This window comes from Ectopseudomonas oleovorans, assembly GCF_003052605.1.
GTDB lineage: Bacteria > Pseudomonadota > Gammaproteobacteria > Pseudomonadales > Pseudomonadaceae > Aquipseudomonas > Aquipseudomonas oleovorans_A.
Genome location: NZ_QASO01000117.1, coordinates 1 through 22820 on the forward strand (window position 1 = coordinate 1; position 22820 = coordinate 22820).

Below are 22820 nucleotides of genomic sequence, written 5' to 3' on the forward strand. Positions count from 1 at the left end.
CGTAGTAGAGATCCACTCGATTGCACAGTGACATGAACTGATGACGAACCGGTCGCACCGACCTGTGTGTAACCTGCTGCATCCATCGGCCCTCTGCTTTGCAAGGCCGCTAGCCCGGTTAGGCGCACAGGAGCGAAATTCATCATGGCTCAAGGCTAACGCCTTATCAGAAGTCGAATATACGGAAGCAGTCGTACCTAGGTTCAGAGGCAGATTATTTCACTGGCAAAACGGGAGGAGTCCATATACGGATGCAATCCGGGAAAGGCGCTGGTGCGCGCGGCGCGCGCTACCGGATTGGCGTTGGTTGCGTCGTTCAGCAGGTTTCCGTTTCCACTTCCTGGCACACGTCGATCCACTCGGCATCGACCAGTTCGGCCATGCGCTGCGGGGCGATACGCACGGCGCTGTGGGTGGCGCCGGCGGCCGGCAGCACTTCATCGAAGGCCAGCAGCGAGCGGTCGCAATAGACGCTGAGCGGTGTGGCCAGGCCGAATGGGCAGACGCCGCCCACCGGGTGGCTGGTCAGTTCGACCACGGTCTGGGCATCGAGCATGCGCGATTTGGCACCGAAGCATTCCTTCATCTTGCGGTTGTCGATACGCGCGTCGCCGCGGGCGACGATCAGCACGTCGCGTTCGGCGATGCGAAAGGCCAGGGTCTTGGCGATCTGGCCCGGCGATACACCATGCGCTTCGGCGGCCAGCGCCACGGTGGCGGTGCTGGACTGCAGTTCGATGATCGCGATATCGGGCGCCTTGGCGGCGAAGAAGGCGCGTACAGAGGCCAGGCTCATGAAACGGTCCCCCAGGGCTGTCGAGGTGGGCACGGCATGACGGCCAGTCTCTCGCTGGCCAAGCGCAGCCCCCTTCCTGGGGTGCTGGTGTGGTCGTGACCACGGCGAAAAAACAAGCGGCCATGCTCGCGCTGCATGGGCGGCGCGTCAAGACCTGATGGCGTCAGTTTGCCAGCAGATGTGCTGTTTTTACCGCCTCAACGAGCCCGTAGCGACCTTTTTCGTCTCGCGTCACCCGGCCCATGGCTACGTCGGGGTCGTGGGTGAATACCAGACGGCCGCCGCGGGCGACCAGGTCGGCCAGCAGCGCCTCCTTCTCCTCGATCAGGCCTTCGGGGAAACGGTCGTAACCCATGGTGATCGGCAGGTGCACCCAGGGCGCGCCAGGGATCAGGTCGCCGGGAAACACCACCGGCCCGCCCGGCATGGCCACTTCCGGCAACAACTGGCCCGGTGTGTGGCCATCGCTCCAGTGCAGGCGCCAATCGGGGCCGAGCAGTGCGCAACTGTCGGTTTCATCGATCAGATGCAGGCGTCCGCTGGCCTCCAGCAGAGCCAGCAACTCCGGGATGTAGGAGGCCTTGTCGCGGGCGTGTGGCTTGCAGGCGCGCTGCCATTGGCGCCGGCCGGTGACGAAGCGCGCGTTGGGAAATAGCAGGCGAGCCGGCTGACCGTCTTGCCAGGCGGCCAGCAGGCCGCCGGCATGGTCGAAGTGCAGGTGGGTGAGGACGACGATATCGATATCGGCGTCGCTCAGGCCCTGCGCTGCCAGGCTGTCGAGCAGCACATGACGCTCTTCCTGCACACCGAAGCGCTGCTTCAGCTCCGGGCTGAAGAAGGCGCCGATGCCGGTCTCGACAAGAATGTTGCGCTCGTCTTCCTGCACCAGCAGGGCGCGGCAGCCGAGGTCGATACGGTTCAGGTCGTCGGCTGGCATCCAGCGTTGCCACAGCGCCTTGGGCGCGTTGCCGAACATGGCGCCGCCATCGAGTTTCTGGCTGTTGCCGGTCAGGGTGGTCAGGGTTCGCATGACGGTATCTCTTGTTCTTGAAGGCGGCTGTGCTCGGTCTTGCATTGTCGCCGAGCCTTGCCGGGGGAAAGCGCCGACGCCGGCTAATAAAAAAAGCGCGGCGCCGAAACGGCCGCGCAACACGCTCAAACCTGTAGGGCGGGTGAAACCCGCCGGCTCGACGGTGGCGGGTTGCACCCGCCCTACGTTTAGAACTGCTCTGCAGCCAGACCATAAAGCGGCTGGCTGCCGGCACGAATGCTCGCCTCCAGGCTCAGGGTGCGCGGCAGCAGGCGGGCGAAGAAGAACTCGGCGGTGGCCAGCTTGCCGCTGTAAAAGGCTTCGTCCTCGCTCTGCTTTTCCTGCGCTACGGCGGCCATGCGCGCCCACATGTAGGCGTAGGCGACGTAGCCGAACAGGTGCAGGTACTCCACCGAGGCGGCGCCCACCGAGTTCGGGTCGGCCTTGGCCTCCTCGAGCAGCCAGCCGCTGACCGCCTCCAGGCGCTCCAACGCTTCGACCAGGCGATCACCGAAGGGCGATTCATGGGCATGGGCGAAGTCGCGCACTTCGGCGGCGAACAGGCGCAGCGCGGCGCCACCGTTGGCCACCACCTTGCGCCCGAGCAGGTCGAGCGCCTGGATGCCATTGGTGCCTTCGTAGATCTGTGCGATGCGCACGTCGCGCACCAGTTGCTCCTGGCCCCATTCGCGGATGTAGCCGTGGCCGCCGAATACCTGCTGGCCGTGCACGCAGCTTTCCAGCCCGGTGTCGGTGAAGAAGGCCTTGGCCACCGGGGTGAGCAGGGCGACCAGTGCTTCGGCGTTCTGCCGTTCCTCGGCATCCTCGGCGTACTTGGCCAGATCGAGCTGCTGGCCAACGTAGCAGGCGAATGCGCGACCACCCTCGTTCAGCGCCTTCATGGTCAGCAGCATGCGGCGCACATCGGCGTGGACGATGATCGGGTCGGCGAGCTTGTCGTGGTTTACCGGGCCAGTGGCGGCGCGGCTCTGGATACGCTCGCGGGCGTAGGCGACCGCCGACTGGTAGGACGCCTCGGCGCAGCCGATGCCCTGGATGCCGATGGACAGACGCTCGTAGTTCATCATGGTGAACATCGCCGCCAGGCCCTTGTTGACCTCGCCGATCAGGTAGCCGGTGGCGCCGTCGAAGTTCATCACGCAGGTGCTTGATGCCTTGATACCCATCTTGTGCTCGATGGAGCCGCAGCTCACCGCATTGCGCGCGCCCAGGCTGCCGTCGGCATTGACCATCACCTTGGGCACCAGGAACAGCGAGATGCCCTTCGGCCCGGCCGGTGCGTCCGGCAGCTTGGCCAGCACCAGATGGATGATGTTCTCGGTCAGATCCTGTTCGCCGCCGGTGATAAAGATCTTGCTGCCGCTGACCTTGTAGCTGCCATCCGCCTGCGGCTCGGCGCGGGTTCTGATGATGCCCAGGTCGGTGCCGGCATGGGCCTCGGTCAGGCACATGGAGCCGGCCCAGCGGCCTTCGTACATCGGCGGCAGATAGGTGGTCTTGAGTTCTTCGCTGGCATGGGCGTCGATGGCCAGGCAGGCGCCGGAACTCAGCGCTGAATACAGCGCGAAGCTGGAACCAGCGGCGTAGAGCATCTCCTCGAATGCCACGGCGAGCATCTTGGGCATGCCCATGCCGCCGTAATTCGGGTTGCCGGAAAGACCCACCCAGCCACCTTCGGTGTAGGTGGCGTAGGCCTCGCGGAAACCGGTCGGGGTGCGCACGTCGCCGCCTTCCCACTGCGCGCCTTCCTCGTCGCCGCTGCGGTTTAGCGGGGCGATCAGCGTACCGGTGACCTTGGCCGCCTCTTCGAGAATGGCGTCGGCGGTGTCGGCATCGACGGTTTCGGCCAGGGCCGGCAGGCGTGCCCACAGTTGCGGGGCGGCGAAGACCTCATGAAGGACGAAGCGCATATCGCGCAGCGGGGCGTTGAATTCGGGCATGGTGCAACCTCGACAGCAGAGGCGCCGCGAGCAGGCGCGGCGCACGTGGAGCGAAAAGCGTCAGTCGGTCTCGGCCGGCTCGCGCGGTTTGTCCTTGACGCTGGTGAATTTAAGCAGATGGGTACGTTCGATCAGAATGTACAGCGCCGCGCCTGCGGCCAGGCCCCAGCCCGCGCCGTAGACCGCGAGCACCACACCCATAGTGCCGGCGATGCCGCGCTCGGTGTTGTTGTTCAGTTGCTCGAAGCCGACCATCAGGCAGATATAGCCGGTGAGGATCAGCGTCAGCGACAGGGCGATCGGCAGCACCGGCTGGAAGAAGCTGACCAGCGGCAGCATGAACAGCGCGGCGAAGCCGGTGATCCAGAAGGTGCCGGCGCCGCTGTAGATTGAGTCCATCGCCTTGCGCCCGTACTTGTAACGCTCGGCCATGGTCGCCGCCACCGCCGTCCACAGCGGGCCAGCCAGGCCCGGGTAGGGCGCGAAGAAGGCGTGCAGGGCGTTGCGGATGGCGGTCACCAAATGAATGCGGTCGACGTTGTTTTCGATCACCTCGTCGGTGCGCAGCTCATCGGCGCGCTGCATCAGCGACTGGCCGACGATGATGTCGCCGAAGGCGATCACGTAAGCGATCACCGCGGTTGGTACGGCCAGCATGAATACGTCCAGGCCGGGGAAGCCGACGTTGAACGGCAGGTAGTTCCACATCTCGCCGAAGGCTGGCGCGGTGATGCCCCATTTCACGTCCGGCATCTTGTACTCGCCCACGGCGATGCCGATGAAGATGGCGATCAGCATGCCTGGCACCATGCCGTAGTTGACGATCTTGCGGGCGAAGGGCACGCGCTCGGTCAGGCCCTTGAACGACACCGAGAACATCAGATACAGGCAGATCAGACTGCCCAGCACCAGGGAGATCGGCGTGTTGGCCAGACGGCCGCCCGCGCTGATTTCGCCCATCAGCGCGGCGATGCCGGCACCGATGATGATGCCGCCCTTCATCGAGTTGGGGATCAGTCGCACCAGGACACTGCCCAGGCGGGTGACACCGAGGAAGAGGAAGATCACGAACACCAGAAACTGCAGGGCGAACAGCGCCTGAATGGCCGCAGGGCCCGGCTCGTAGTTGCCGAGAAACAGCAACACCACGGGAATGCCGGGGGTGATCCAGCCCGGCACCAGCGGCACGCCGAGCAGCGCCGGCAGCATGAAGCCGATGCCGCACACCACTACATAGGCCAGGGCCACGTCATAGGGCAGGCCGAGGTATTTCTCCAGCAGCGGGATCATTGCCAGGCTGACCACGAACATGATCAGCGCCTGCAGCATCTCGGCGGTTTCCCAGCGGTAATGCACGAAGGGCAGGCGCACCTTGAACGGGCCGAATGGCCAGTAAGGTTGTTCGTCGCCGTCACGGCGCTTGAAAATTTGCATGAAGGTTCTCCGTCGGCCGCCAGGGCCGGTTCTTGTTGTTGTGCAAACGGTTCATTCACCCCTCTCCCACCGGGAGAGGGGCCGGGGGTGAGGGCTGCTTCTACAGCGCCTTGGCCATATCGCGCAGGACGAACTTCTGGATCTTGCCGGTGCTGGTCTTGGGCAACTGGGTGAAGACCACGGTCTTGGGCACCTTGAAGCCCGCCAGGTGCTCGCGGCAGAAGCTCATGATCTCGCTGTCGCTGGCCTGCTGGCCGGTCTTCAGGGTGATGAAGGCGCAGGGCGTCTCGCCCCATTTCTCGTCCGGGCGGGCGACCACCGCCGCCTCCAGCACCGCCGGGTGGCGATAGAGCACGCCCTCGACCTCGATGGTGGAGATGTTCTCGCCGCCGGAGATGATGATGTCCTTGAGCCGGTCGCGGATTTCCACGTAGCCGTCGGCGTGGCATACGCCCAGGTCGCCGGTGTGGAACCAGCCGCCCTCGAAGGCCTCGGCGGTGGCGCTGGGGTTCTTCAGGTAGCCCTTCATCACGGTGTTGCCGCGCATGAAGATCTCGCCGATGGTCTGGCCGTCGCGCGGTACCGGCTCGAGGGTCTTCGGGTCGGCCACCATCACCCCTTCCAGGGTCGGGTAGCGCACGCCCTGGCGCGCCTTGATGGTGGCGCGCTCTTCCAGCGGCAGTTCGTCCCATTCGGCGTGCCAGGCGCACAGGGTCACCGGGCCATAGACCTCAGTAAGGCCGTACACATGGGTGACATGGATGCCCATTTCCTCCACCGCGCCGATCACCTTCGCGGGCGGCGCGGCGCCGGCAACCATGGCCTTGACCGGGTGATCGATAGCCGCCTTGGCCTCGGCCGGCATGTTCACCAGCGCGTTGAGCACGATGGGTGCGCCGCACAGGTGGGTGACCTGCTCGTCGCGGATCAGGGTGAGGATCTTCGCCGGGTCGACGCGTCGCAGGAACACGTGCACACCAGCCAGGGCGGTGATGGTCCAGGGGTAGCACCAGCCGTTGCAGTGGAACATCGGCAATGTCCACAGGTAGACCGGGTGGTTGCCCATGGCCCAGGTCATCTGGTTGCCCATGGCATTGAGGAAGGCGCCGCGGTGGTGATAGACCACGCCCTTGGGATTGCCGGTGGTGCCGGAGGTGTAGTTGAGGCTGATGGCCTGCCACTCGTCCGTCGGCCACTGCCAGGCGAACTCGGGGTCGCCTTCGGCAAGGAAGGCCTCGTAGTCCAGATCGCTGACTGCCTGGCCTTCGCCGTATTCGGGGTCGTCGACGTCGATCACCAGTGGCGGGTGGTCGAGCATGCCGATGGCGGCGTGGATCACGTCATGGAATTCGCGGTCGGCAATCACCACCTTGGCTTCGCCATGCTGCAGCATGAAGGCGATGGCTTCGGCATCCAGGCGCACGTTGAGGGTGTTGAGCACCGCGCCGATCATCGGCACGCCGAAATGCGCTTCGAGCATCGCCGGAATATTCGGCAGCATCACTGCCACCGTGTCGCCCTGGCCGATGCCACGGCCGGCCAGTGCCGAGGCCAGGCGCCGGCAGCGCGCGTAGGTCTCGGCCCAGTTGCGACGAATCGAGCCATGCACTACGGCCGGGTAGTGCGGGTATACCGCCGCTGTACGTTCGATGAAGCTCAGTGGGCTGAGGGCAACATGGTTGACGGCGGTGCGGCCGAGGCCCTGCTCGTAGATCGACATGGCGGATACACCTTTGGCTGATTGTTAGCTCTGGTTATTCCGGTAATGATGCAGGCATTACCGAAGCTTGCTGGCGGTAATTTATAGGTCATTTCTGTTTTTTATGGAAGTTGTACCAAGGTTTTATAGAATAATTACTATATGAGTCTCTCAAGCGATCAGGCGGCCGTGCCGCTGCAGTCCTGGCTGCGCATCCAGCGCGAAGCACCATCCCTCAACGAGCGGGCGGCGGCTTTGCGTCGCGCCGTGCTTGGCTGTCCGCAGGTACGCCAGGCCTGGTATCTGACCTGGCAGCCGGCCAGCCGCACCTATGCCCAGGACGATGGTGGGCCACGCTTGCCGCCAGGCCAGGGGGATCCACTGGCGGCCAGCGATCAGGAGTTGTTCGAGGTGCTGACGACGCAGCCCTGCCTGAGCCTGGAAGCAGTGCGTCAGCTGCCCTGCTGGCTGGCCGGGCGACTGCGCCGCGCCGCGATTCATCATGGTCAGGCGCTGGCGCTGAGCCTGGAGGAGGGCGGTGCCGGTCTGTTGCTGCTGCAGGTGGACGAAAACGCCGGCTTGGAATGGTTGCCCTGGCTGCGTGAGTTGCTGGCGCAACTGGTCGGTTTGGCTGGTGGTATGAGTCGCAGTGCGCCGTTGCTATCGGCCGACCCACAGCCGGCGTTGCTGCTCGATGCGCGCGCACGGCCGCTGGAGTTCAACCAGGCTTTGCAGGCGCTGCTCGGCGACCGCTCGCTGGCACAGGTCGGCGCCATATTGCCCGTCAATCATATGCCGCTGGTGCGCGCCTGCCTGCAGCAGTCGCGCGCCATCGAGGCGGTGGAGGCACAGGACGGCGAGCGCATCCTGATCTGGAGCTTTATCCCCGATGTCGCCGAACGGCGGGTGCTGGCGCGCTGCCGCGAAGCGACCCAGGAAATCCGCGAGCAGCGCGAGGCCGCGCGCGCACGGCGGCTGTACCGGCTGATCACCGAGAACACCACCGACCTGATCTCCCGGCATACGCCGGACGGCGTGTTTCTCGATGCCTCGCCTGCAAGCTGGACGCTGCTCGGCTACTGGCCGGAAGAACTGCGCGGCATGGCGGTCGACAGCCTGCTGCATCCGCAGGACCAGCTGCAGCAGGCCAAGCAGGCGCACGAGGCGTTGGAGCAGGACGGCTACCACACCATGACCTACCGCATTCGTCATCGCGACGGTCACTACCTGTGGTTCGAGACCGCCAGCCGCGCCATTCGCGAAACCTACACCGGTGCGGTGGTGGAGGTGGTCAGCGTGTCGCGCGACATTACCGCGCGCATCCAGGCCGAGGAGAACAAGCGCCGCCTGGAGGACGAGCTGGCGCACACCACGCGGCTGATCACCCTGGGCGAACTGGCCTCGGGCATCGCCCACGAGATCAACCAGCCGCTGGCGGCGGTGGTCAACTACGCCAGCGCCAGCCAGCGCTACCTGCAGGGCGTCGGCGGCGATCAGGCCGCTGTCGACAAGGTGGCTCAAGGCCTGGCGCGTATTACCGAACATGCCAACCACGCCTCGGCAGTGATCAAGCGCCTGCGCGCCTTCCTGCGCAAGGGCCAGCGGCGCATGCAGGCGCTCAATCTGGCCGAGGTGGCGCGCGAAGCGGTGCGCTTGTGCAACTGGGAGGCGAGCACGGCGCAGGTGGCGGTCAGCGACGCCTTGCCGGACAATCTGCCGCCGGTATTCGCCGACCGCGTGCTGCTCGAACAGGTGTTGCTCAACCTGCTGCGCAACGCCATCGAGGCCAACCGCGATCAGCATCCGGGCAGCGCATCGCAGATTCGTCTGCAAGCGCAGGAGCGCGATGGCAGCCTGATGATCCGGGTGATCGACCAGGGGCCGGGTGTCAGTGAGGAGCAACTGGGTAAGCTGTTCACGCCGTTCTACACCAGCAAGGCGGACGGCCTGGGACTTGGCCTGTCCATGAGCCGCAGCATCGTCGAAGGTTTTGGTGGGTCGCTGGAGGCATTGCCGGCCGAGGGCGGCGGGCTGTGTCTGGAGTGCCGCTTGCCGCTGGGCAGAGAGGATTAGGTTGATCTGTAGGAGCCGGCTTGCCGGCGATCAGGACTCGTGGCGCGACGCGAATCGGCGGACTGTTCGCTGGCGCTCCTGAGTCCGCCCTACGAGCGGCCAAGTCACTGATAACAACAAGAGGAGCAGCACAGGGATGCAACAACTGGTTTACGTGGTCGATGACGACCAGGGCATGCTCGACTCGACCCTCTGGCTGCTGGAGTCGGTAGGCCTCAAGGGCGTGCCGTTCACCAGCGGTCGCGCCTTTCTCGAGGCCTGCGACCCGGCGGCCAATGCCTGCGTGCTGCTCGATGTGCGTATGCCGGGCATGGGCGGGCTCAATGTGCAGGAGGAGATGCGCGCACGGGGTATCGACCTGCCGATAATTTTCGTCAGCGGTCACGCCGACGTGCCCATCGTCGTGCGCGCGTTCAAGGCCGGCGCGGTGGATTTCATCGAGAAGCCCTACAACGAGCAACTGCTGCTCGACAGCGTGCAGCAGGCGCTGGAGCGCCGTAAGCCTGTAACCCGGCGCGATCCGCGTCTGGCCGAGGTACAGGCACGGCTTGATCAACTCACCCCGCGTGAGCGTGACGTGCTGTTGCCATTGGTGCGCGGCTACACCAACCGTGAAGTCGCTGAGCAGCTGGATATCAGCGTGAAAACCGTCGACCTCTATCGCTCACGGGTGATGAAGCGCATGCAGGCCGAGACCCTGGCCGAGCTGGTGGGTATGGCCATCGCCGCCGGTCTGGTGGACAGCCTGGCGTTGCGTGAGCCGGTGCGCGCCTGAGCCTTCAGGCTGAGCTCTGCTGCAGGTCGAGGGTGGCTCGGCCATAGACGCCGATCTGTTCGGCCGGCTGCGGGACGCCATACAGGTAGCCCTGGAAGTGGCGACAGCCCAGGCGTAGTAAGGCATCGCGCTGTGCCTGGCTCTCTACGCCTTCGGCGATGACGCGCAACTCCAGCGCCTGCCCCAGAGCGAGAATGGTCCGCACGATGGCGGTATCGCTGGCATTGTCGAGCAGGTCGCGAACGAAGCTGCGGTCGATCTTCAACTGGTCGAGTGGCAGGCGTTTCAGGTAGCTGAGCGATGAGTAGCCGGTGCCGAAGTCGTCCAGCGAAAAGCGCACGCCGCGGGCTCTGAGCTGGCCCATTTTGTTGATCAGCGCTTCGATGTCCTGCACCAGCTGGCTCTCGGTCAGCTCCAGCTCCAGCCTGTGCGGGTTGGCTCCGGTCTTCTGCAGCGCGCTGAGTACGTCGGTGACGAAGTCCGGATGATGGAATTGGCGGGCGCTGACGTTGATCGCCACGGTCAGCTCGGCGCGCTGCGGGTCATTGGCCCATGAGGCGAGTTGCTGGCAGGCCGTGTGCAGGATCCAGCGGCCCATGGGCAGGATCAGCCCGGTGCTTTCCGCCAGCGGGATGAACTCGCCGGGCGGTACCAGACCGCGCTGCGGGTGTTGCCAGCGCACCAGCGCCTCGGCGCCGAGCAGCTCACCCCGTTCATCCACCTGCGGCTGGTAGTGCAGAAGCAGTTGAGCCTCGCTCAGGGCGCGGCGCAGCTCATGCTCCAGAGTGGCGCGGGCGGCCAGTGCCTGCTGCATGCGCGGGTCGAAGAAACACAGGGTATTGCGCCCGGCGGCCTTGGCTTCATACATGGCCAAGTCGGCGTGCTTGAGCAGTTCCTCGGGCTTGTCATGGGGTTGCGAGAACAGTGCGACACCGATGCTGGCGCTGCCGCTGTGGCTATAGCCGGGCAGCTCGAACGGGGTGGCCAGAGCGCGCAGCAGTTTTTCCGCGACTTGCTCGATGCTGGCGATGGCAGCCTGAGGCTCAGGCTCGAGGTTCTCCAGGATCAATACGAATTCGTCGCCGCCGAGGCGCGACAGGCTGTCTTCGAGGCGCACCTGATTGAGCAGGCGGTCGCTGACCTGTTGTAGCAGCAGATCGCCCATGTCGTGGCCGAGGGTGTCATTGAGCTGCTTGAAATTGTCCAGATCGATGAACAGCAACGCGCCCTCACGTCGACTGCGTGCGCTGCGGGCCAGGGCGAACTGCAGGTGTTCGAGCAGCAGGCGGCGATTGGGCAGGCCGGTGAGCGCGTCGTAATAGGCGAGTTGATGGATCTGTTCGAGGTTCTTCTTGTGCTCGGTGATGTCGGTGGAAATGCCGCACAGGGCATAGATGCTGCCATCGGCCGTACGCAGCGGCAGCTTCACCGAAAAGTAGGTGCGCTCGTTACGGCCGTGGCGATCACGGTTGGTTTCCTCGCTCTCGATGCGCTCGCCAGCCAGTACGCGTCGGTCGTTGATGCCCAGTGCTTGCGCCGTGTCACTGTCGAAGAAGTCGGCATCGCTATGACCGATGACCTGTTCGGCGCTGCGTCCGAACAGCTCGCAGACCTTGCGATTGACGTACTGATAACGCAGTTGCGGGTCCTTGATGTAGATATGCGCCTCGACGCTGTCGAGGATGGTATTGAGGTGCGCTTCGCTGGTCTTGAGATGTCGGGTCTTGTCCGCGACCTGGCGGCGCAACAGCAGGCTGCCGCCAATGGCCAGCGCCAGCAGTGCGGCGAGCAGCGCCAGGCCCCACCAGAACAGGACGGGCACGCTGCGCTGCTGAGGCGCTCCGCTCCAGCGCTGCAGCACCTGAAAGTAGATTGAGCCAGGCGCAGACTGCCAATTTTGCAGGTGCTGGTCGATGGCGCTGAGCAGCTCGCCGTTGGCACCCTTGCGCGTGGCGTAGAACAGCTGTGCAGGCTGGAACATGATCGGTGTTGCGCTCAGGCGGTAGTTGGCGGCGTGATAGTCACCGAACAGATGATTGGCCACCACTGCATCGGCCTGCTCGGCAAGCACCATGGCAAAGCCCTGGCTCAGGTCGCTGAGCGGAATCATCTGCGCCTGCAGGCCGAAGCTGTCGAGCAGGCTCTGCAGATACTGGAACTGAATCGACCCCTCCAACGCTGCGATACGCAGGCCGCGCAGGTCGAGCACGCTCTGCAGGCGCAGCTCTTCGTGGCTGTACAGCTGTGACCAGCTGAATAGCGAAGGTACCTGGTGGAAGTCCATCAGTTGTGCCCGTTCCTCGCTGAAGGCGACGTCAGGCAGCAGATCGATCTCGCTGTCCTGCAGCAGTTGCAGGCATTGCTGCCAGGCACAGGGCACTGTCTGCAGCTGCCAGCGTTCCTCGTTGGCGATGGCCTGCAGCAGCTCACCGAGAATGCCCGATGGCTGTGCGTTGGCATCGGCAAAGATCTTTGGCTCGTTGGCGTACACGCCGACCCTGACCGTGCGTGCTTCTGCGGCGGTGCTCCAGGCGCAGCCCAGCAGGCACAGACACAGCAGCAGGTTAACGAAGCGGGGTGACGGGAGGGGCTTCATGCGCGGGTCGACTTCCATGGACAGAATTCCAGCAGCCTGTCCTGCAGTATGGCCGCCTATACCGAGTATGCGAGCTCAGGACGGTGCTCAGTCGGCCCAGCCGCGATAGACGTGGGTCATGGGCCTGGGCCCTTTCAGGTAGCCGCTATCCAGCTGGCGGATATGAAAGCCCCCGGCCTCGATCAGTGCGGGTATGTCGCGATCCAGATGGCAGCCGCCGGCCAGCGGTTTCCACAGCGGCGTCAGGCGTTTCTGCCAGCGCACCACAGGCAGATCCGGCGCCAGGCCGTGTTCGCAGAACAACAGACGACCACCGGCTTTCAGCACCCGGCGCATTTCCTTGAGTGCGGCCAGCGCATCGGGGATGGTGCACAGGGTAAAGGTGCAGACGATATCGTCGAAGCTGGCGTCCTCAGTCTGAATCTGCCCCAGCTCCAGGGCAATCATTTCCACCGGCATCTGGCAGCGTGCGGCGCGTTCACGGGCCAGGCGCTGCATGTCGGCGGACGGGTCGACGCCAACGACCACCGCGACCCGTTGCGGATCGTAGAAACTCAGGTTAAGGCCACTGCCGATGCCGATCTCCAGTACTCGGCCCTGCGCCAGCGGCACGATCTGCGAGCGGGCTTTCATGACCGCGCCCATGCCGCAGGCGAAATCGATCAGATACGGCAGGACGTGGCGGTCATAGAGGCCCATGGTTCAGGCTTCGTCTTGCTCGTCGTCGCCGTCATCGTTGTCGCCGCGATAGGCAGCGAAGCACTTGAGGCTGTGGCTGACTTCGCTGCCCTCGATCAGCCAGCTGTCGTCCGCTTCGCTGTAACGCGCGGCCTGCACCGAAGCCAGGGAAAACTTCCACAGGCGGCGTTCGCGGCCGTCGATGCAATGTACTTGCAGCAGGGGTTTGGCGGCGCTGTCGCTGCCAGCCGTGCCGGCGCTGATCTGCGCCAGCAATTCGGTGTCGAGGTCGAACTGCCAGGCATACAGACCGTCGATCTCCAGCATGTCGGCGTCTTGCAGGGCCTCGATCAGGCTTGTGGGTTTCATCGTTTCATCCACGGTATCAGCGCCCCAGCCGGCGCAGGTCGGAAGACTCTATCACGCGCACGCCGTCTCCCTCTTCCAGGGCCAGGCGCCACAGGGCGCGGGCCAGGGCGCAGGCGTCGATGCCGCGGTACTTGCCCGGGAGCCAGCGCAGCAACGGGGCGGCGAGGCGCTCACCGAGACGAAACTCATGGCGCGCGCCGAGCAGCAGCGACGGGCGGGCGATGGTCAGTTGCGGCCAGTCCATGGCTTTCAGCGCCTCTTCGGTCTCGCCTTTGATGCGGTTGTAGAACACCTTTGAGCCGGGGTCGGCACCGAGGGCGCTGATCACCACCAGATGCCGTGCGCCCAGCTCGCGAGCGCGACGAGCGAAGGCCAGTACCAGGTCATGATCGACGGCACGGAAGGCTTCCTGCGAGCCGGCCTGCTTGATGGTGCTGCCCAGGCAGCAGAAAGCGGTATCGACCTGGCCGGACAACTGCGGCAGCAGCGCTTGCAGGTCGCCCACCGGGTTTTCCAGATGCGGGTGGGCGGCCAGGGGGCGGCGGGTAGGCGCCAGCACGCGGGCAACCGTCGGCTCGCTGAGCAGGCGGTCGAGCAGGTGTTCACCGGTAAGCCCGGTGGCGCCAGCGAGAAGGATGTGCTGCGGGGTCAGGTACATGCAGTTGTCTCTTGTCCGTTACAGTTCAGCTTAGTCCTTTGCCGGACCACTGGCCATGGCACTGAGCGCACGCTCGGCCTGGCTCTGGCGCAGGTCGCGCCAGTGCTGGAGTACGCCGCGTGGCGCCCAGATCTGCGGTTCGGAAGGTTCGAAGCCGTCGCTCTGCTCACGCTCGGCGACGCGTTCCTTGGCCAGCTCGAAGGCCCGCTCGAGGTTGTCGGTTTCGCCCAGCGCCTCGGCGAACAGGGCGCGACCGAAGTAGGTGAAGTCGTTCTCTTCACTGCAACCGAAAGACACCCGGTCGGCACGTGCGGCGGTCATCACCAGGGTCTTTTCGTCTTTCAGCGGCGGGATGAAACCGCCGGAATAGCAGGCGGAGATCACCACCACCTTGTTGCGCTGCTTGAGTGGAGCGAGCAGGGCAGCCAGCTCGCTGGCGGGCAGGTCGGCCAGTTGCAGGCGCGGCTGGTCGAGATTGAGCTCGTGACGGCGCGAGCCGTGGCTGGTCAGATAGATGAAGATCAGGTCTTCTTCGCCACTGCGTGCGGCCAGCGCCTGCACCACGCGGGTGAGATTCTCGCGGGTGGCAAGTGGGCGGTCGGCGAGATGGTCGCGGTGGTTGATCAGGCTGATGCTGCCATGGGCGCCGAAGCGCTCGCGCATCAGCCGGCTGACGTAGTCGGCTTCGCGCATGAATACGCTCTGCTTGCCGTCGCCGGCCAGGGTCAGTGCATACAGCTCGCGCGCCGGGGTTGAGGCTGGAATCGCGGCGATGGCTTCATCGAGCAGGTGCCCTTGTTGCAGCAGACCCAGCTCGAGGCTGTCGGGCAGCACCTGACCCTGTTCGTCACGGACCAGGCGGCCGCGTTGCCAGGTGCCGGACTGACGGCTGCCATCGGCCAGGGTCAGGGTGCCCACGCCACTGTAATCACCGCCTGAGAAATGGCCGCGGTAGGCGCTGCCATCGGGCAGGGTGAGCAGGCCTTCGCCTTCATACTGCCAGTCGGCGAATTCGCCGAGGTAGCGGGTGCCGGCGCCGTCGGTATATTCACCGGGGCCCTGCATCACGCCCTCGATGAACTCCCCGGCCCAGGTTTCGCCGCTGGCGCTCTGGTAGCGGCCCTTGCCGTGGAATTCATCATTCTGGAAACCGCCGCTGTAGTTGTCGCCATCGGCATTCTGGTAACTGCCCTGGCCGCTGAGCAGCCCTTGGGCGAACACGCCGCTGTACTGGTTGCCGTAGGCGTCGCTGCGCACGCCCTGGCCCTCTGGCTGACCGTTGACGAACTGGCCCTGGAAGCTGCTGCCGTCGGCCATCTCCAGTTTGCCCAGGCCATGGAAGCGGTCGTTGAGAAATTCACCCTGGTAGCGCTGGCCGCCCTGTTCGAGCAGGCCGACGCCGCTGAAGCGATTGCGTTCGAAACCGCCCTGGTAGCGGCTGCCATCGCTGTAGGTCAGGGTGCCCTGGCCATGGAACATGCCTTCGTGGAACTCGCCCAGATAGTGCTCACCACCCGGGCCTTGCCATTCACCGCTGCCTTCGAGCATGCCGTCCTTGAACTGGCCAACGAACCAGCTGCCATTGCGGTAGTCCAGGCGCCCCGGCCCCTGCAACAGACCCTCGACTATCTCACCGCGATACTGGCCACCATCCGGCAGGGTGGCATTGGCCGGCAGCAGCGGGCGTGCTTCGTCGCAACCGGCAAGCAGCAGAGACAGGCAAACAGGCAGCAAGCGCATGGCAAGGGGATTCATGAGGGACGTCCAGGTCGGTGCTTTGTCCGCAGTATGCCGCAAGCCTGGACGCTTGCGCTGCTCAGCCGCACGCTTTGCTGATGTGAGAGCGTTACCGTTTCCGGCGGATGACACCGGAAACGGAAACAGGCAGGGGTCAGACGAAGCAGAGGGTCAAGGGTTCGGCAATATAGGCCGGCTTCTCCTGACCTTCGATCTCCAGTACCGCGCGGGCCTTGAGCAGCCACTGGCCGGGGTTCTTCTCGGTGGCGTCGGTCAGCGTCACCACCAGGCGCACCTTGGAGTCAACCTTGACCGGCTGGATGAAACGCACGCTGTCGAGGCCGTAGTTCACCGCCATCTTCAGACCCTGCGGCATGATCATGATGTTTTCCATCAGCATCGGCACCAGCGATAACGACAGGAAACCGTGGGCGATGGTGGTGCCGAAGGGGGTCAGCTTGGCCTTTTCCGGGTCGACGTGGATGAACTGATGGTCGCCGGTGCACTCGGCGAACTGATTGATGCGCTGCTGGTCGATGGTCAGCCACTCGGACTTGCCAAGTTCCTTGCCAACATAGTCCTTGAGCTCTGCTACGGGTACGAACGGCATAGTTCCTCCTTGAGGACGCGGGTGTTTTTCTTGTGTGCGTGAAACCGTTGCGGCCTAGATCATCACGGGGCCGGCAGCGGGTCAAGCCTGCCTTGGCGTAATGAATGACGCGGCATAGGCCAGCCTGACGAAGCAATACAGAGGCCAGCGCGCCTATAATGGCCGACATGCCTCAATAGATGCCCGGAATCCCCTCTGGTAGGTCGCTGAAAAACTACCTACGTTGCCATTGCTGCGTTAAAAACAGGCTCGTGCGCGAGTCCGATCAGAATGCTCATTTACAACTCGTAAACTGCGCTTCCTCGCCTGTTTTTGCCTTGCACTGACTGCCTCGCCTACGTTTTTCAGCGGCCTACTCGCGAGCGGAAATACGGCCATCGCTCGTCTTCTGGAGACCTCAAACATGCTGCTTCGCGGCCTTTCCTGGCTGGTGCTGTGCCAGTTGCTGGGTACCGTTCTCAACGTCCTGCTGTTACCGATGTTGCCAGGGCCGATCATCGGCATGCTGCTGTTGTTCGTTTTTCTCATGCTGCGCGGCGAGGTGGGCGAGCCGCTGAGCGTTGCGTCCAGCAGCCTGCTCAAATACCTGCCGCTGATTCTGGTGCCGCCTGCGGTGGGTGTGATGGCCTATGCCAGCGATATCGCCGCCGATTTCTGGGCCGTGGTCGGCGCGCTGGTGCTGTTGCTGTTGGTATCGCTGGCCTTCGCCGGCTGGCTGATGCAGAAACTGATCGAGCGCCAGCAGCGCCGGGAGGATGTATGAGTCCCGATTGGCAGGACGCCTGGCAGGCGCTGACCCATCACCCGCTGTTTGGCATCGGCATCACCCTGGGCGCCTATCAGTTGGCCATGGCCGCCTACGAGCGCACCCGCTGGGTGTTCCTGCAGCCGGTGTTGGTGTCGATGCTCACGGTGATTGGCATCCTGCTGCTGTGCGGTCTGAGTTTTGCCGAATACCGGAGCAGCGTTGCAGCGCTGACCCTGCTGCTCGGCCCGGCCACCGTGGCCCTGGCGGTGCCGCTGTATCTCAACCTGCGGCGAATTCGTCAGCTGTTTTGGCCGATCATCCTGACCTTGCTGGTTGCCGGCACCTTCGCCACCGTGCTCGGGGCGGGGCTGGCCTGGTTGTTCGGGGCCGAGCGGCTGATGCTGATGAGCATGGCGCCGAAGTCGGTGACCTCGCCGATCGCCATGCTGGTGGCTGATCAGATCGGCGGTATCGCGGCGCTGGCGGCGGTGTTCGTGATGATCACCGGGGTTATCGGCGCTATCGTCGGGCCGTCCATTCTGCGTCTGTGCAGGGTTCATCATCCGGCGGCGCAGGGCATGGCCCTGGGCATCACCGCGCATGCCGTGGGTACGGCGCGAGCGCTGCAGGAAAGCGATGAGTGCGGTGCCTTCGCGGCATTGGCGATGAGTCTGATGGGGATGATTACCGCCGTGCTGTTGCCTCTGGCGATTGTCTTGTTGCTGTGAGAGCCTCCCCCGATGATCACTGATGCCCTGGTACCCCTGCATCGATAACAGGCTGTTAAACCATGAATCTGCCGCTGTTCCCGCTCAATACCGTACTGTTTCCCGGTTGCGTACTCGACCTGCAGATATTCGAGGCGCGCTACCTGGACATGATCAGCCGCTGCATGAAACAGGGCAGTGGTTTCGGTGTGGTGTGCATCGTCGAGGGCGCTGAAGTGGGCGAAGCTGCCAGTAGTTTTGCCGCGATTGGCTGCGAGGCACTGGTGCGCGACTTTCAGCAGCGTACCAACGGCTTGCTGGGTATTCGCGTCGAAGGTGGGCGGCGTTTTCGTGTCGAGCGCGCCCAGGTTCTGCCTGACCAGCTGACCGTCGCCGAGGTGCAGTGGCTTGAGGAACAGCCAGACAGCCCACTGCAGGCCGAGCATGCCGATCTGGCCGCGCTGCTCTCGGCACTGGCCCAGCATCCGCTGGTGGAAGGGCTGGGCATGGCCGGCTTGCCCAGCGGCCAACTCCAGCTGGCCAATCAGCTGGCCTATCTGTTGCCGCTGGAGCCGGGGCAGAAGCTGCAGCTGCTGCAACTGGATGACCCGGAACTGCGCCTGAGCCAGTTGCAGGCCATGGTGGAGCACCTGCAGGGCGATGCCTCATAGGGGGGGCGCCGTGCACCCCTCGATGCGTGAGTGACCCGGCGACGCTCCAGGCTTCAATAGCTGTAGCGTAACTGAGTCGCCGACAGCTCCCAGGCGACCATGGCGCCAAACAGCGCAGCGCAGGCCGGAATCACCAACCACCACACCTTCTCCGGCAACGGCTGCATCGGCGCTGCGCGCTGAATCAGGGCCAGGCTGAGCGCACAACTGGTCGCCGCCACCAGGGCACCAGCGATGATGTCGCTGGGCCAGTGCACCCCCAGGTACACCCGCGACAGGGCGATGGTCAGGGCTGGCAGGCTCGCCACCAGCAGCCAGGTCAGGCGTGTGCGCGCCGCGCTGCCACGACCGGCCAGCACACCCAGGGCCAGGAAGAAGGCGAATGCCGCAGAGCTGTGTCCGCTCGGCAGGCTGTAGCTTTCCAGCGGCTGCAGCAGGACATCCGGGCGTGAACGGGCCAGTAGGTTCTTCAGCACCGTGGTTGCGGTGGAGGCGAGCAGCAGGGCGCCAGCGACGAACAGTCCGGCCTGCCACCGACGTGCGGCGAACAGCAGCGCCACCAGCAGGACGCCGGCGGCGAACTGGATATGGAAGTCGCCGAAGCGCGTGATGAACACCGCGATGGGATCGAAGGCGGCGCTGCGCTCGTCCTGCGCCAGCGTCATCAGGCCCTGGTCGAGGCTGTCCAGGCGCGGGAAGCCGATCAGCATGGCGGCCAGGGCGATGGCGCCGAGCAGTGCGGCCAGGCTGGCGGCCCAGCGCCGTTCACGCAGGCTGGCCTGCATGATCAGCAGCAACATCACCGCCAGGGCTGCGCTGACGATGCCGGCCGCACCCCAGAAACCTTCTGGTAGCGGCAGGCGCAAGGCGGCGCCGGTGGCCCAGCCGGGCAGTATGTAGGCCACTGCCCAGCCGGCGGCAGCCAGCAGGCTGACCAGGGCGAAGCGCACGGCCGGCATGTCCAGCATACCGGCGACCAATGGCAGCATCGGCCGCAGCGGGCCGATGTAGCGGCCGACCAGCAGGCTGATCACGCCATAGCGCTGGAAGTAGTTCTCTGCGCCGGTCAACCATTCGGGATGGTCACGCAGCACCGGCAGGCGCCGGATGCCCTGGTGGAAGCGGCGACCCAGCCCGTAGGAAATCGCGTCGCCGAGCAGGCCGCCGGTATAGGCGAGCAGCAGCGTCTGCCACAGCTCCAGGGCGCCATTGCCGGCCAACACGGCGAGGGTGAACAGCACCACGGTGCCAGGGATGACGATGCCGGCCACTGCCAGGCACTCCAGGCAGGCGACCAGGAAAATGGCCAATGCCAGCCAGTGCGGGCTGCCTTGCAGCCAGGTGGTCATGCTGTCGAACCATTGCATCATGGTCGGGTAGGCTCCAGCGTGTGTAGTTGATAGTCGTGCCCTTCGACCTGTCCACGGCGCAAAGGGTTGCGCGTGCAGTGGCGGGCATAGCGGGCGTCGACGAAGCGGTAAGGCAGGTGCTCGTCACGGCCCTTGGGAATGCCCAGTCGCGCACACTGGATGATCGAGTGCGGTCGTTCGCCGACATCCTCGACGAAGAGTCGTTGCAGGTCGAAGCGGCGTGCGTCCCAATCCGGCACTTTCAGACCAAGCGCTTTGCACAGCAGGGTCTGTCCGGCGCACAAGCGCTCGGGGGCGCGCGGCTGGCCGAGGCTGCCTGGGTTGTTGCGTTGCATCGCGGCCAGAGCATCGGCGCCGCTGACGGCGTCGAGCCACGGATGCGCCGACTTGATCAGCACCGCGTTGCCCGGCCCCTGGGCGCTGAAGTTCAGCGAGTCGCCACCGCGCGCATAGTACATATAGATGTGCCCGCCGTCGGCGAACAGCGCCTTGCGCTTGTCGGTGTAGCCGAGCGATGCGTGGCTGCCCTTGTCGACCAAGTAATAGGCCTCGGTCTCGATGATCCGCGCACTCAGCCACTGCGCGCCGACACGATGGCGGATCACCTTGCCGAGTAGTTCGCGAGCAACCAGCTGCGCGTCGCGGTCGAAGAACGCATCGGGCAGTGGCCGGGCACCGGGCCAGGGCAAACTGAGGGTGGGTTCGGCAGGCTTCATCTATCGTACGGGGGGCTAGGTCTCGGGCGGCGAGCATAACAACAAGAAGCTTAAAAATGCCTGAACGTTCCAGCACCCTTGGCGCCCATGTTTGCCCATCGGTGCGCTACCCCGGCTAGGTCCGGCATTGCCCAGCATTCATCACCTGGCGGACGAGCTGCCTACCGCTTGCCAGACGCCGCTGGGCGTGGCCTTGCGAGCCCGCTATAATCAGCCCCTTTTTCCAACTGCCAGACCTCCGCCGCCATGACCGAGTCCGTGCACGACTACATGACCCGCCTGGGCCAGGCCGCCCGCCAGGCCTCCAGGGTGCTCGCCCGTGCCAGCACCGCGCAGAAGAATCGCGCGCTGCAGGCCGCTGCCAATGCCCTCGACGCCGCTCGTGCCGAGCTGACCGTCGCCAACGAACTGGACCTGGCAGCCGCCCGCGCCAGCGGTCTGGAGCCGGCCATGGTCGACCGCCTGGCGCTGACGCCGAAGGTGATCGACAGCATGATCGAAGGCCTGCGCCAGGTGGCGACCCTACCTGACCCGATCGGCGAGATTCAGGGCATGCGCTACCTGCCGTCCGGTATCCAGGTCGGCAAGATGCGTGTGCCGCTGGGCGTGATCGGCATCATCTACGAGTCGCGGCCGAACGTGACCATCGATGCGGCCAGCCTGTGCCTGAAGTCCGGCAACGCCACCATCCTGCGTGGCGGCTCCGAGGCCATTCATTCCAACCAGGCGATTGCCCGCTGCATCCAGCAGGGCCTGGCCGAGGCCGACCTGCCGGCAGCTGCCGTGCAGGTGGTGGAAACCACTGATCGCGCTGCCGTCGGTGAGCTGATCACCATGCCGGAGTTCGTCGACGTGATCGTGCCGCGCGGTGGCAAGGGCCTGATCGAGCGCATCAGCCGCGACGCCAAGGTGCCGGTGATCAAGCACCTGGATGGCGTCTGCCACGTGTATGTCGACGTCGCTGCCGACTTCGACAAGGCCATTCGCGTTGCCGACAACGCCAAGACCCAGCGTTATTCGCCGTGCAACGCCATGGAAACCCTGCTGGTGCACCAGGCTATCGCCGCGCGCGTGCTGCCGCCGCTAGCCGCCATCTACCGCGACAAGGGCGTGGAGCTGCGTGGCGATGCCGCCACCCGCGAACTGCTCGGCAGCGATGTGCTGGAGGCGAGCGAGGACGACTGGTTCGCCGAGTACAACGCGCCGATCCTGGCGATTCGCATCGTCGACTCGCTGGATGCGGCCATCGAGCACATCAACCACTACGGCTCGCAGCACACCGATTCGATCATCACCGAGAACTTCAGCGATGCGCGGCGCTTCCTCACCGAGGTGGATTCCGCTTCGGTGATGGTCAATGCCTCGACCCGCTTTGCCGATGGTTTCGAATACGGCCTGGGCGCGGAGATCGGTATCTCCACCGACAAGCTGCACGCCCGTGGCCCGGTTGGCCTGGAGGGGCTGACCAGCGAGAAGTACGTGGTCTTCGGCGATGGACACATTCGCACATAAATGAAACGGATCGGCGCCCGACGCATCGGCCTGCTCGGCGGTACCTTCAATCCGGTGCACATCGGGCATCTGCGTGCGGCACTGGAAGTGGCTGAGTTCATGGCGCTGGACCAGCTGCGGCTGATTCCCAGCGCCAGGCCGCCGCATCGCGACGCGCCGCAGGCAACAGCCGAGCAGCGCTTGGCCATGGTTCAGCTGGCGGTGGCCGGCGAGACGCGGCTGACGGTCGATGACCGCGAGCTGCGCCGCGACAAACCGTCTTATACGGTGGACACGCTGGAGTCGGTGCGCGCCGAGCTGGCAGCGGACGATCAGCTGTTTCTGCTGCTCGGCTGGGACGCTTTCTGCGGCTTGCCGAGTTGGCATCGCTGGCAGGAACTGCTCGAGCATTGCCACCTGTTGGTGCTGCAACGGCCGGATGCCGACAGCGAAGCGCCGGAGGCGCTGCGCGATCTGCTGGCCGCGCGCAGTGTCAGCGACCCGCTGAGCCTGCAGGGTGCAGGCGGGCAAATCAGTTTCATCTGGCAGACTCCGCTGGCGATTTCCGCCACGCAGATTCGCCACTTACTGGCAACCGACCGCTCGGCGCGCTATCTGCTGCCGGATGCGGTACTGGCCTACATCCAGGCGCACGATCTGTACCGTGCGCCCAATGCTTGAAACGTCGCGCATGTGCGCAG

At 64.8% G+C, this 22820-nt stretch carries 20 protein-coding genes; 7 read left to right on the plus strand and 13 right to left on the minus strand.

The genetic code is table 11. The features are described 5' to 3' along the window. Nucleotides 1-316: 316 nt before the first annotated feature. From DBO86_RS19600 to DBO86_RS19620, 5 genes are all read right to left on the minus strand, one after another. A complete protein-coding gene (locus DBO86_RS19600) occupies nt 317-796 on the minus strand; it encodes a YbaK/EbsC family protein (protein WP_031306664.1) in 480 nt (159 codons plus the stop codon). A 163-nt stretch (nt 797-959) separates the two neighbouring features. Continuing rightward, on the minus strand, nt 960-1826 hold the full coding sequence (locus DBO86_RS19605) for an MBL fold metallo-hydrolase (RefSeq protein WP_108234585.1): 867 nt from the start codon (nt 1824-1826) through the stop codon (nt 960-962). A gap of 188 nt (nt 1827-2014) precedes the next feature. Then, on the minus strand, nt 2015-3787 hold the full coding sequence (locus DBO86_RS19610; RefSeq protein WP_108234586.1) for an acyl-CoA dehydrogenase C-terminal domain-containing protein: 1773 nt from the start codon (nt 3785-3787) through the stop codon (nt 2015-2017). 60 nt (nt 3788-3847) lie between these two features. Beyond that, on the minus strand, nt 3848-5221 hold the full coding sequence (locus tag DBO86_RS19615) for a solute carrier family 23 protein (RefSeq protein ID WP_108234587.1): 1374 nt from the start codon (nt 5219-5221) through the stop codon (nt 3848-3850). Nucleotides 5222-5321: 100 nt separating this feature from the next. Continuing rightward, nucleotides 5322-6941, minus strand: coding sequence for an acyl-CoA synthetase (locus DBO86_RS19620; protein ID WP_108234588.1), 1620 nt, complete (start codon nt 6939-6941; stop codon nt 5322-5324). Between the two features lie 141 nt (nt 6942-7082). Here DBO86_RS19620 and DBO86_RS19625 point away from each other — a divergent pair, with 141 nt between their 5' ends. Together DBO86_RS19625 and DBO86_RS19630 are read left to right on the plus strand one after the other, a co-directional pair. Next, a complete protein-coding gene (locus tag DBO86_RS19625; protein ID WP_108234589.1) occupies nt 7083-8993 on the plus strand; it encodes a PAS domain-containing sensor histidine kinase in 1911 nt (636 codons plus the stop codon). Nucleotides 8994-9129: 136 nt separating this feature from the next. Beyond that, a complete protein-coding gene (locus tag DBO86_RS19630; protein ID WP_108234590.1) occupies nt 9130-9768 on the plus strand; it encodes a response regulator transcription factor in 639 nt (212 codons plus the stop codon). Between the two features lie 4 nt (nt 9769-9772). On the opposite strand, the gene DBO86_RS19635 is transcribed toward DBO86_RS19630, so the two are convergent. The 6 genes from DBO86_RS19635 to DBO86_RS19660 all read right to left on the minus strand — a co-directional run bounded on the left by DBO86_RS19635 (nt 9773) and on the right by DBO86_RS19660 (nt 16416). Further along, entirely contained in the window at nt 9773-12382 is a 2610-nt protein-coding gene (locus DBO86_RS19635; protein WP_208630502.1) for an EAL domain-containing protein, read from the minus strand. A gap of 69 nt (nt 12383-12451) precedes the next feature. Next, nucleotides 12452-13063 carry a class I SAM-dependent methyltransferase gene (locus DBO86_RS19640; RefSeq protein ID WP_108234591.1) on the minus strand — a complete coding sequence of 204 codons (612 nt, stop codon included), beginning with the start codon at nt 13061-13063 and terminating at the stop codon, nt 12452-12454. A 3-nt stretch (nt 13064-13066) separates the two neighbouring features. Then, complete coding sequence (locus DBO86_RS19645; RefSeq protein ID WP_017675519.1) at nt 13067-13411, minus strand: DUF5629 family protein; 345 nt, start codon at nt 13409-13411, stop codon at nt 13067-13069. A gap of 16 nt (nt 13412-13427) precedes the next feature. Further along, nucleotides 13428-14069, minus strand: a complete 642-nt coding sequence (locus DBO86_RS19650; RefSeq protein ID WP_017675518.1) for an oxidoreductase — start codon at nt 14067-14069, stop codon at nt 13428-13430. Nucleotides 14070-14099: 30 nt separating this feature from the next. Then, nucleotides 14100-15824 (minus strand): C13 family peptidase, encoded by a 1725-nt coding sequence (locus DBO86_RS19655; RefSeq protein ID WP_108234592.1) that lies wholly within the window; start codon nt 15822-15824, stop codon nt 14100-14102. A 136-nt stretch (nt 15825-15960) separates the two neighbouring features. Next, nucleotides 15961-16416, minus strand: coding sequence for a MaoC family dehydratase (locus tag DBO86_RS19660; RefSeq protein ID WP_075749766.1), 456 nt, complete (start codon nt 16414-16416; stop codon nt 15961-15963). 403 nt (nt 16417-16819) lie between these two features. On the opposite strand from DBO86_RS19660, the gene DBO86_RS19665 reads away from it, so the two are divergent. From DBO86_RS19665 to DBO86_RS19675, 3 genes are all read left to right on the plus strand, one after another. Then, a complete protein-coding gene (locus DBO86_RS19665; protein ID WP_108234593.1) occupies nt 16820-17179 on the plus strand; it encodes a CidA/LrgA family protein in 360 nt (119 codons plus the stop codon). Then, nucleotides 17176-17892: an LrgB family protein gene (locus DBO86_RS19670; RefSeq protein WP_108234594.1), complete on the plus strand. Its 717-nt coding sequence runs from the start codon at nt 17176-17178 to the stop codon at nt 17890-17892. Before DBO86_RS19665 ends, DBO86_RS19670 begins: the two co-directional genes overlap by 4 nt. Before the next feature lie 62 nt (nt 17893-17954). After that, the gene (locus DBO86_RS19675) at nt 17955-18542 is read left to right on the plus strand and encodes an LON peptidase substrate-binding domain-containing protein (RefSeq protein ID WP_017675514.1); all 588 of its coding nucleotides are present in this window, start codon (nt 17955-17957) and stop codon (nt 18540-18542) included. A gap of 53 nt (nt 18543-18595) precedes the next feature. Here DBO86_RS19675 and DBO86_RS19680 read toward each other — a convergent pair whose 3' ends face one another. After that, entirely contained in the window at nt 18596-19912 is a 1317-nt protein-coding gene (locus tag DBO86_RS19680) for a bifunctional DedA family/phosphatase PAP2 family protein (RefSeq protein ID WP_108234595.1), read from the minus strand. Further along, nucleotides 19909-20628, minus strand: a complete 720-nt coding sequence (locus tag DBO86_RS19685) for a DNA-3-methyladenine glycosylase (protein WP_108234596.1) — start codon at nt 20626-20628, stop codon at nt 19909-19911. The genes DBO86_RS19680 and DBO86_RS19685 overlap by 4 nt, the downstream gene beginning before the upstream one ends. 246 nt (nt 20629-20874) lie before the next feature. Here DBO86_RS19685 and DBO86_RS19690 point away from each other — a divergent pair, with 246 nt between their 5' ends. After that, the gene (locus DBO86_RS19690) at nt 20875-22140 is read left to right on the plus strand and encodes a glutamate-5-semialdehyde dehydrogenase (RefSeq protein WP_108234597.1); all 1266 of its coding nucleotides are present in this window, start codon (nt 20875-20877) and stop codon (nt 22138-22140) included. Next, nucleotides 22141-22800: a nicotinate-nucleotide adenylyltransferase gene (nadD, locus tag DBO86_RS19695; RefSeq protein ID WP_108234598.1), complete on the plus strand. Its 660-nt coding sequence runs from the start codon at nt 22141-22143 to the stop codon at nt 22798-22800. It abuts the gene before it with no gap. Nucleotides 22801-22820: the final 20 nt, after the last annotated feature.